The sequence below is a fragment of the Pseudodonghicola xiamenensis DSM 18339 genome, assembly GCF_000429365.1.
Taxonomy (GTDB): domain Bacteria; phylum Pseudomonadota; class Alphaproteobacteria; order Rhodobacterales; family Rhodobacteraceae; genus Pseudodonghicola; species Pseudodonghicola xiamenensis.
On sequence record NZ_AUBS01000061.1, the window covers coordinates 1 to 9,375 of the forward strand.

A 9,375-nucleotide genomic window follows, 5' to 3' on the forward strand; every position below is an offset into this window, starting at 1 on the left:
CCGCCATTGGTCTTGATCACCTCGATGGCCGGGGTCTGGTCGATGGGGACGGTGTTGGTGTCGTCATCCTCGACCGGATCGCCGGCGGGATCGGTGCCCTCGGCGGTGACCACATTGGTGACGGAACCGTCATCGACCTGATCCTGATCGAGCAGCTCGGTGGCGGTGCCGGTGGCGGTGGCGCCGACGGCCAGGTCATCGGCCATCCCGTCGCCATCCTCGTCGGTGAGACCGCTGAGGCTGATGGCGCCCAGCAGATCGTCGGTGGCGGTGACGTCGAGCAGAACCACGTCACCGGTGTTGGTGACGCTATAGTTGTAGACGATCTGATCGCCGGCATCATCGCCGTTACCGTCCAAGTCCTCGACACCGCCATTGGTCTTGATCACCTCGATCGAGGGGTTGAAGACGACGATGGCACTGCGCGACAGCGACCGGTCCTGATTGCCGGTGCCGGTGACCTGGATGCTGTCGCCGTTGTCCTTGTAGGCTTCCATATCGAGCAGGCGCATGTGATAGGGCGAGCCGGTGGGATTGGCGCTGTCGGCCCAGTCCTGGTTGGTGGCGATGTGGCCGCCCCAGGCGATCACCGCATCTGCACCTTCGGGGCCGGAATAGTCGAACATCACGGTGACGGATTGCTGGGAATTGCCGCCCAGGCTGCCGCTGAAATGATAGACCGCGTCGCCGACCTCTTCCGAGGTGATCGTATCGGTCAACGCATAGGCGCCGGAGATGAAGGTGGCGTAGCCGGTCACCATGGCCTCGTCGCCGTCGCCCCAGCTGCCGTTGCCGGCGAGGTAATAGACATCATCCGCCGTGCCGAAATCGCCATCGGCGCCGGCCAGGGCAAAGCCCAGAAGGCTGGCGTCGAACATACTGATATTGCCGGCAACCTGGGCGATGTCGTCAGCGGTGCCCTCGGTCTGGTCGAGGCCGGCATCGACAATCGGGCTCAGCGCCACGGCAAGTTCGCTGTCGGGGGAAGAACCGTCGCCCTTGGGATCGGGATAGAGATCGCCTTCGTGGGTGGCGCCGGTCACATAGCTGGCGTCATAGGAGCCCAGATAGTCGAGAGAGAATTCGCCACTCTGGGTCACGTCATATTCAATGGTCAGGAAATAGGTGCCATGGCTCAGATCGCTGAGCGTGGCGCGGTAGGGGACGAAGTCACCCTGATAATAATGGGCCTGATTTTCATTCAGGTTGCCGTTGACCCAACTGTCACCGTCATTGTCGAGGTGCGAGATATCGGGTCCGTTCTTGTATTGGTCGAGGTTATAGCTCGCCCCGTCGGTGAAGCTGGTATAGCTGGTCTGGCCGTCGTTGGTGCTGGCCGACAGCAAGAAGGTCTCGTTCAGGGAATCGTCGGGGTTCACATACCATTCGGTGACGATCACGCCGTTGGCGATGCCGTCCAGATCGCCTTCACCGCCGTCCACCACCGTCCAGCTTTCATGCCCGTCTCCGCCAAGATCGACCGTGGTGTCGTCGGCGGTGCCATAGATGCCATCTGGCCCGGGATCCGAGACATGATCGACCTCGAAGGTGACAGATCCGCCGGTCGCGACGCCGCTGGCCGTTATCGTGGCAGTGTCACCGGGGCTGTAATCCGCCTGGTCGGTGATGACAGTGAAATCGCCGGTGCCGGTAAGCTCGGCATCGGACTGGAGTACGGTGTTCAGCTCCTCGGCCATGATCAATCCTCCCAAAGGGTTAGCGGATCATTTCGAAGAGCCTGTCGTCAGAAGAAGGGGCGCAGGGGCGCCGGTCCTTCACGCTCCGAAGGAGGAACAGTATCCTGAATTGGCACAAGTCCTCCGTCGGGCCAGCGAACAGGGTGACCCGCCTTTACGTCTCAGTTGAACGAAATCTGCACAGTGGTTCTGTGCCCTTGGCTTGTCGGCCAAGCACCTCACTTTGAGCGTGCCGTGATGAAGAGGTGGTAATGATCAGGTTAATGTCGGGTTTACAAATCTGTCAATATTTAGGCGATTTTGCTCAATCTCGACGCATGTTGTGAAATCTGCCTGATCCGGCAGGAGAGGGGCGGATAATCCATCCGTGTCAGGGAGTTATCGCGGTGGCACCGAAGGCGCCGGTCGCGGGATGCCTCGCCATGCGCGCGAGTGGTCGTTTGAAGATACAGATCTCAGTTGTTCCGGATGCGCGCTCATAGGTTGTGGGCAATTTCCTGACATCGCATTGCAGATGAGAATCGGGTTTTGGGATGATTCGAAATGGCCATGCGTGGGGCCGCCGGGGCCGGGGCACACAGCTTCCGCGGACGGAAGGCCTCCTGTGCGATCAAATGAGTGAGGGCGCGGGGAGCCGCAGCTGTCCGGTTGGCTGCCGCGGGTCAGGCGCTGCCGTTTAGCCTTTTGCTCCAGTCTTCGACCTGGCGGCTTTCCAGGCGCCGGATCGCATATTTGCGCCAGCCCTCTGCTAGCACATCCAGCGCGGCGATGCCCTGAAGCTCGGGCAGGTTCATCCGGTCGACATAAAGCGCATGCCATAGCCGGTGCAGCGTCCACTCCGGCGCTAGCCGGTCGATCAGCTCCAGCCTGTCGCCGGGGGCTACGGTCCCGGGTTGCAACACGCGGTAATACCAGCCGCTGCGCCCGGTTTGTTGCACCCGGCGCGCCATGTCAGGCACCTCGAACCGCTTGTTCAGCTTCCAGCAGGGCTGCCGCCCCTGCGACACCTGCAGCAGTGCCGTGCCGAGCCGGAAGATATCGCCCACCGCGACAGTGGTTTCTGTTGGTCCGCTGGTTGAAATATTCTCGCCGAAGCCGCCGGGCGCGCTCAGCGCAGGCAGGGGGCCCAGCTCGTTCCGCCAGGCGGCGTAGTGGCCGAAATCGTAGTGATGCACCGCCTTCTCGACACCGCCATGGACCCGCCGGTCGGCCTGCTCATCACCGGTGAACCCCTCGGGCCCGAGCGAAAGCGGGCGATCCACCGGTGTTTTGACAATACCGCTCGGCTTGTCGCTGTCGGAGAGCGGCGCGATGCGCCCGGTCAAAAGGGTGATCTGCGGGGGCAGCGCGGTAGCGGTGTTCATGGCGGGCCTCTTTCATCTGTGGGAGGTTTGGCAAATGGATGGCCCATTTGAAAGATCCAGTTTGGAAAAAATGACTGAACGGGTTCACAGATGGCGTTTGGTCACCTTTGTCTCGAGTTTGATCCGGAGGGGCGGCTCTGGCCTGTTGCCGATAGCGCCCGGGAACTGAAACGGGTGCCCGACAAGGCGCTGATGCGGGGGGGAAAGCTCTGGGCCGGGCAAGCGGGAGTGACGCTGTTGCCCGGCACGCGGTGCGCTGTGGAAAGGGGCCGGCGTCGTGGCCTCCCATCTGGGGGGCAAAGGGGCGATGGGCAGATTGCCCGGGCGGGTGAGAGCCCCGCCCGGAGCTTTCCGGGCTGACCTATTCCGCCGCGACCGCGCGCCGGGGCTGGGCTGGGGCGACACGCATGCCTAACCGCGCCAGCAGGTCCTGGTCCTTCCAGGCCGCCGGGTTGCCGGTGGTCAGGAGTTGATCGCCCACGAAGATCGAATTCGCCCCGGCAAGAAAGCACAGCGCCTGCAGCTCATCGCTCATCCCCGTGCGCCCGGCCGACAACCGCACGACCGAGGCTGGCATCAGGATGCGGGCCAGCGCCACCGTGCGGACCAGCGCGAAGGGATCGACGGCTTTGGCCCGGTCCTGTATCGGCACGCCCTCGATCTCGTTCCACAGGTTCACCGGCACGCTGTCGGGATGCGCGGGGAGCGTCGCCAGCGTCACCAGCATGGCGATGCGGTCTTCCTCCGCCTCGCCCATGCCCAAGATGCCGCCGCAGCAGACCTTGATGCCGCCCTTGCGGACCTGTTCGACCGTGTCGAGGCGGTCCTCCATCGTCCGGGTGCTGGCGATCTGCGCGTAATACTCGGGCGAGGTGTCGATGTTGTGGTTGTAGAAATCCAGGCCCGCCGCCTTGAGCCGCGCGACCTGTTCGGGCGACAGCATCCCTAGCGTCATGCAGGTTTCGAGCCCCAGATCGGACACGCCCCGCACCATGTCGCAGAGCTTGTCCATGTCGCGGTCCTTGGGGCTGCGCCAGGCGGCCCCCATGCAGAAGCGCTGCGCGCCGGAGGCCTTGGCACGCTGCGCGGCGGCCAGAACCTTCTCGGTTCCCATCAGCTTAGTGGCCTTCACTCCGGTCTCGTGATGGGCCGATTGCGAGCAATAGCCGCAATCCTCGGGGCAGCCGCCGGTTTTGATGCTCAGAAGGCTCGCGGTCTCGATCGCATTGGGGTCGAAATGCGTGCGGTGGAGCGTCTGGGCGCGGTGGATCAGATCGGCGAAGGGCAGGGCGTGGATCGCGCGCGCCTCTGCCATGGTCCAGTCGGTTCGGATTTCTGAGCGGATCATTGCGCGCGACCTCTCAGACGGGCGACGGCCGCGATCAGGCCGGAGGCCAGCGCGATCTTGACCAGATCACCGAGGATGAACGGGGTGAAGCCTGCCGCCAGAAGTTTCGGCGCCGGCACGAAACTGGCGAGCCAGGCGAGGCCTCCGGCATAGACCACGGCGAGCCCCGCGACCATCGCCAGCGCCGCACCGATCATGCTGCGGCTCTGCGCCAGGGCGCCGACCAGCGGCGCGGCGAGCAGATAGCCCAGCAGATAACCGCCCGTCGGCCCCGCCATATAGGCCAGACCGATACCGCGTTCGGGCGAACCCGAGAAGACCGGCAGCCCGATCGCCCCGGCGCCCAGATAGGTGGCCATTGCGGCCAGGCCCAGACGCGGGCCCAGTGCCGCGGCGACCAGAAAGACGGCCAGGGTATGCAATGTCATTGGCACCGGCCAGAATGGGATCTGGACCTTGGCGCCCAGCGTGATCAGCGCCGCGCCGCAAAGTGCCAGGCCAAGCCCACGCCAGAGCGGGGCGGATCGTGTCAGAGAGGGGGTGAAAGATGCCATCGGCTTGTCCTCCGAAGATAGCTGTCGAATCTATCTATAATTACGGAGGGAGGTGAGGGTTTAAGCAATTCGGATTATAGATAATTATCCAAGAAGTTCATAAGTCTCTCGTGGGTCAGCATTTTTCCTGGCTGCTTTGCGTTTGCCGATCCAGCCGACATGGCGGGCAAGGGTGCTGCAGGCAAGATCGGTCCGCCCCTTACGCAGGGCGTCCAGGATGGCGCGGTGATCGTGATCGGTGCGTGCCTCCCAGTCCCGGCGCCAGGCTGCGAACAGGAATCTGGCGCTGGCTGTTTGCAGGTCGTCGATGCTGCGCAGCAGTCGCGGCATTCGGCAGGGTGCCAGGATCATCTGGTGAAAGCGGCGGTTGGCAGCCTCCCAGTCGCGGACCGAGGTTGCGCTGTCGCAGTGCCGCGTAACCTCTTCTGCTTCCTCAAGAATAGCGCGCGTCATATTGGGGGCGGCATGGCGCAAAGCGAGGGATTCGAGGCTGGAGCGCATTTCGGCCACTTCGCGCAGCTCTGCCACGTCGAAGTCGGTCACGCGAAAACCGCGCCTGGGTAGATTTTCCGCCAGCCCCTGTGCGTCCAGTTGTCGGAAGGCTTCGCGCACGGGAACATGGCTCGCGCCGAATTCGGCGGCGATGTGATCCTGCCGCAGCCGCGTGCCGGGGGAGAGCTCTCCCGAAATGATGCGGTCGGCCAGAATGCGTGCGATCCGCGCGGCCTGGGTTTCTTCTGTCTGTGCCATAAATTATAGATAATTTACGCGTGGCAGGATGTCGATGCCGATTTCCATGGCACCGGCGGGCTGTGCCGCCGATGGCCTGCAAGATGGCGGGGGCTCCGGATCGTCCTGACCCATGCCGGTCAGGAACGGGGCCGTTCCTTTTTCGGGTCGTAATGCGGAAAGGCGCTCACCCGTGCGGGGTAACGCTTCAGATGCCCGTCGAGCTGACCAACCTCGACCTGCGTGCCTTCCTCCGCATGCGCCACGTCGATGCGGGCGAGCGCGATCCACTGGCCGGTGCGGGGGCTGCGCATGGCAGAGCAAATTTCACCCACCTGCGCACGACCGACGCGGATGCAATCGCCATGGGCGACGGCGTTCTGCCCCTCGATCTCAAGCCCCACGAATTTGCGCGACGGCGTTTCCTTGCGGCGCAGGAGCGCGTCACGCCCGACGAAATCTGCGGTCTTGGACTTGAGTGGCACGGTAAAACCGACACCGGCCTCGAAAGGATCGGTCTGATCGGAGAAATCATAGCCTGCGAAGACCAGCCCGGCTTCGATGCGGACGAGGTCGAGGCCGGCGAGCCCCATGGGTTTCATGCCGACCTTCTGACCGGCCTCCCAGACGGCTTTGAAAATCTCCGCGCCATGCTTCGGATGGCAGAAAATCTCATAGCCCAGCTCGCCGGTGTAACCGGTGCGCGAGATCACCACGGGGATGCCCTCGTGATCGCCGAGACGCGCAGGGGTGAAGCGGAACCAGCCCATTTCCATCAATTCAGGATGGTGCGGCGCGGTCCAGAACAGCTCGTTGATCAAGTCACGCGATTTTGGCCCCTGAACGGCGAGGTTGTGCATCTGGTCGGTGGAGGAGCGGATCATGACATTGAGGTCAAGACGCTTGGCCTCTTCGCGCATCCAGACGCCGCCCTCATCCGAACCGCCGATCCAGCGGAAATTATGCTCGCCCAGACGGAACAGGGTGCCGTCGTCGATCATGCCGCCGTGCGGGTAGCACATGGCGGAATAGACCACCTGACCAATGGCGAGTTTCTCGACATTGCGGGTCAGAACCCAGTTCATCAGCGCCTCGGCATCGGGGCCGGTCACCTCGAATTTGCGCAGGGCCGAGAGGTCCATGACCACCACGCCCTCGCGACAGGCCCAATAGCTTTCCACCGGATCACACTCCGGGAAGGAATTCGGCAGCCAGAACCCGTTGTAGTCGGCAAAATCGCGGGTCAGCGCGGCGAAGGAGGCGTAAAAGGCGCTTTCACGCGTCATGATCGGATCCTCGTCAGGGGTCGGGCGCCAGGCGGTGGCGCGGGAAAAACGTTCCTCGGGGCCATAGGTGCGCACATGGATGTCGGTGAGATGCCAGCCATTGGCAGCAGAGGTGTCATCGGGACAGGACGACGACACGCAGACCAGATCGGTCAGCGCGCGCAGCAAGACGTAATCGCCGGGGCGGGACCACGGTTCATCCGCCAGCATCACCCCATGTTCGTCGATCGCGGTGTTGAAGAAGAAATTCGCCGCCATCCAGCCGGGGCGAGCGGGAATGCCGTAAGGGTCCAGAACCGCGTTGAAATTGTCGGAACAGTTGACGTGACCGGGATAGCCGATGTCATCGTAATATTTGGCATTGCACGCCAGGCCAAAGGCGTCGTGACGACCGCAGGTGTCCTGCACCACCTCGACCAAAGGTGTCAGGTCATGGTCGAAATATTTCGAATGCAGGCCCGGCATCGGATAGGCGTGGCCTTGGATCGTGCGGGTGGTGGTGACGTCGAGCGGGTGGAAAATGCCCTTGTCGACCTTGCGCGCGTCGAAACATTGGAAATCGGTGCATTGGCGACCATCGACATCCATGATCTGGATGAATTCGCCCTTTTTCACGCGATAGGCCTGCGCCGTGGCCGAGGCGATGCGGATGTCTTGCAGTGTGTCGGCCAACGGGTCGGGCAGGGCAAAGGACCCGGCGTGGCGGGGCTGGGCACGGGTGATCGTCACGCTGAGCGGCGTGGCGGTGGTTTGCGCCTCGAAGTCCGACTCGGGGGCGGGGGCGGCGATCAGCAGCCAGCCGGTCGTCTGCGCGGTGAAACTCGCATTTTCGCCCGCCGGGCTGGTGGCGGAGAAGAGGCCGATGGCTTTGGCCGCCGCAAGCTCGATTAGACGCTTCGCGAGGCCGAGACGCAGGCGCGCCATGCCGGGGCGCGGGCTGCTGACGGTTGCGCGCAGCCCCTCGCCTGAAGTGTTGGTAACGCAGCCGAGTATACCGGCGTCGATGCGCCCGTCGTCATGGGCGGCCAGAAGCTCGCACATCTGGCCGCCTTCGGTATTGGTGATGGTGATCCGGTCGCCAGGTTTCAGTTCCAGCAACATGGCGCCGCCGCCGCGCAGGCTGTGGCGCTCCTCGTTCGGGCGCAGGGTGAAGGCGGCGGGGCGACGGGCAAAGCTGCCCTTCGGGGCGCCGGGGCGAAAGGGAAGGCCGGAAGGATCAAGGGTCAATCGGATCTCCATCGGTCTGAATAAAAAGACCGGGGGCGCACAGGTCCCCCGGATCAGGGGAGGTGTCAGTTCTGAAGATACGCTTCCATGCTATCGTCCAGCGCGTCTTTCCACGGCGTGTGGTGGACGGGGGCCATGGTGCCGGTGATCACTGAGGCGTAGGAGTTGTTGCGGAAGGTCATGATGTCCTTCGCCTTGTGTTTCTTCCACTCCAAGAAGGCCTCGGTCGCGCCGTCGACATTGAAGGACGGGTAATCGGTGTCGGCGATCAGCTCTTTGATATAATCGGCCTGATAGTTGATCGCGTATTTCACATCATCGGAGGCGTTTTCGCGTTCGATACGTTCCATGACGTCGGCCTCGAGAGCTGCCTTGTTGGCGGGAACCTCGATGCGCCCCAGGATGATGTCCCGCACGTACCAGGCCTGGGCGTCGAACATGTTGAAGGTGAACCACTGGTCCTGCATGCCCAGGTAGAACAGCTTGGGATTATGGACGTAAACCACGCCCTTGTAGAGATCTGCGGTAGCCAGGCGGTTCTTTGTCTTGAGGCGCAGGTCGTCAGGCAGGAAGGGGAAATAGTGCTTGTAGCCGGTGCACAGGATGATCACGTCGACATCCTTGGTGGTGCCGTCGGCGAAATAGGCGGTCTTGCCCTCGATCTTCTGGAGCGCGGGTTTTTCTTCCCAATTGTCCGGCCATTTGAACCCCATTGGGGCAGAGCGGTAGCAGGTGGTGATGGAATTGGCGCCGTACTTCCAGCACTGGGACCCGATGTCTTCGGCGGAGTAGGAGGAGCCCATCAGCAGCACATCCTTCCCCGGGACTATCCTGAATTTTGTGCGCTGACGTGGTAACTGCTCGAAGAGGAGACCCACGTATGAGCATCGATAAAGAGATCTTGGACCGATTGATGGAAGGCCGCGCGCCTGGTGATTTGTTTGGCAAGGACGGCATTCTGTCCGAGCTGACAAAGGCGCTGGCGGAACGGGCACTGAGCACGGAGATGGACGTCCATCTCGGTGAAGAACGCGCCGAGGAAGCCCCTGAGGGGTATAATCAGCCGGCCAATCGGCGCAATGGCAGCAGTCAGAAGACCGTGACCACCGACAGCGGCAAGGTCGTTCTGGACATCCCCCGCGACCGGAACGGCACCTTCGATCCGATGCT

7 protein-coding genes and 1 pseudogene are annotated in these 9,375 nt (G+C 62.9%); 1 reads left to right on the top strand and 7 read right to left on the bottom strand.

Annotation, left to right across the window (positions count from 1 at the left end):
• The 7 genes and pseudogenes from G455_RS25065 to G455_RS25070 all read right to left on the bottom strand — a co-directional run.
• A partial coding sequence (locus tag G455_RS25065; protein ID WP_035367176.1) for a DUF7507 domain-containing protein occupies positions 1 to 1,697 on the bottom strand: 1,697 nt, incomplete at its 3' end.
• A gap of 662 nt (positions 1,698 to 2,359) precedes the next feature.
• Positions 2,360 to 3,061: an MOSC domain-containing protein gene (locus G455_RS0121460; protein WP_189658432.1), complete on the bottom strand. Its 702-nt coding sequence runs from the start codon at positions 3,059 to 3,061 to the stop codon at positions 2,360 to 2,362.
• Between the two features lie 361 nt (positions 3,062 to 3,422).
• A complete protein-coding gene (bioB, locus tag G455_RS0121470; RefSeq protein ID WP_028095523.1) occupies positions 3,423 to 4,409 on the bottom strand; it encodes a biotin synthase BioB in 987 nt (328 codons plus the stop codon).
• On the bottom strand, positions 4,406 to 4,963 hold the full coding sequence (locus tag G455_RS0121475; RefSeq protein ID WP_028095524.1) for a biotin transporter BioY: 558 nt from the start codon (positions 4,961 to 4,963) through the stop codon (positions 4,406 to 4,408). Before G455_RS0121475 ends, bioB begins: the two co-directional genes overlap by 4 nt.
• A gap of 84 nt (positions 4,964 to 5,047) precedes the next feature.
• Positions 5,048 to 5,713: a GntR family transcriptional regulator gene (locus G455_RS0121480; protein WP_028095525.1), complete on the bottom strand. Its 666-nt coding sequence runs from the start codon at positions 5,711 to 5,713 to the stop codon at positions 5,048 to 5,050.
• Positions 5,714 to 5,832: 119 nt separating this feature from the next.
• Positions 5,833 to 8,205 carry a DUF1989 domain-containing protein gene (locus G455_RS0121485; protein ID WP_028095526.1) on the bottom strand — a complete coding sequence of 791 codons (2,373 nt, stop codon included), beginning with the start codon at positions 8,203 to 8,205 and terminating at the stop codon, positions 5,833 to 5,835.
• A 65-nt stretch (positions 8,206 to 8,270) separates the two neighbouring features.
• Positions 8,271 to 9,026: pseudogene (locus G455_RS25070) on the bottom strand (NAD(P)/FAD-dependent oxidoreductase); the annotation flags it as partial.
• A 59-nt stretch (positions 9,027 to 9,085) separates the two neighbouring features.
• On the opposite strand from G455_RS25070, the gene G455_RS26230 reads away from it, so the two are divergent.
• Positions 9,086 to 9,375 (top strand): transposase (locus tag G455_RS26230; protein WP_205620492.1); only part of this gene is annotated, 290 nt, incomplete at its 3' end.

Coding starts and splice junctions, on each gene's coding strand:
- G455_RS0121475 (WP_028095524.1), bottom strand. CDS start 4,963: ATGGCATCTTTCACCCCCTCTCTGACACGATCCGCCCCGCTCTGGCGT.
- G455_RS0121480 (WP_028095525.1), bottom strand. CDS start 5,713: ATGGCACAGACAGAAGAAACCCAGGCCGCGCGGATCGCACGCATTCTG.
- G455_RS0121460 (WP_189658432.1), bottom strand. CDS start 3,061: ATGAACACCGCTACCGCGCTGCCCCCGCAGATCACCCTTTTGACCGGG.
- bioB (WP_028095523.1), bottom strand. CDS start 4,409: ATGATCCGCTCAGAAATCCGAACCGACTGGACCATGGCAGAGGCGCGC.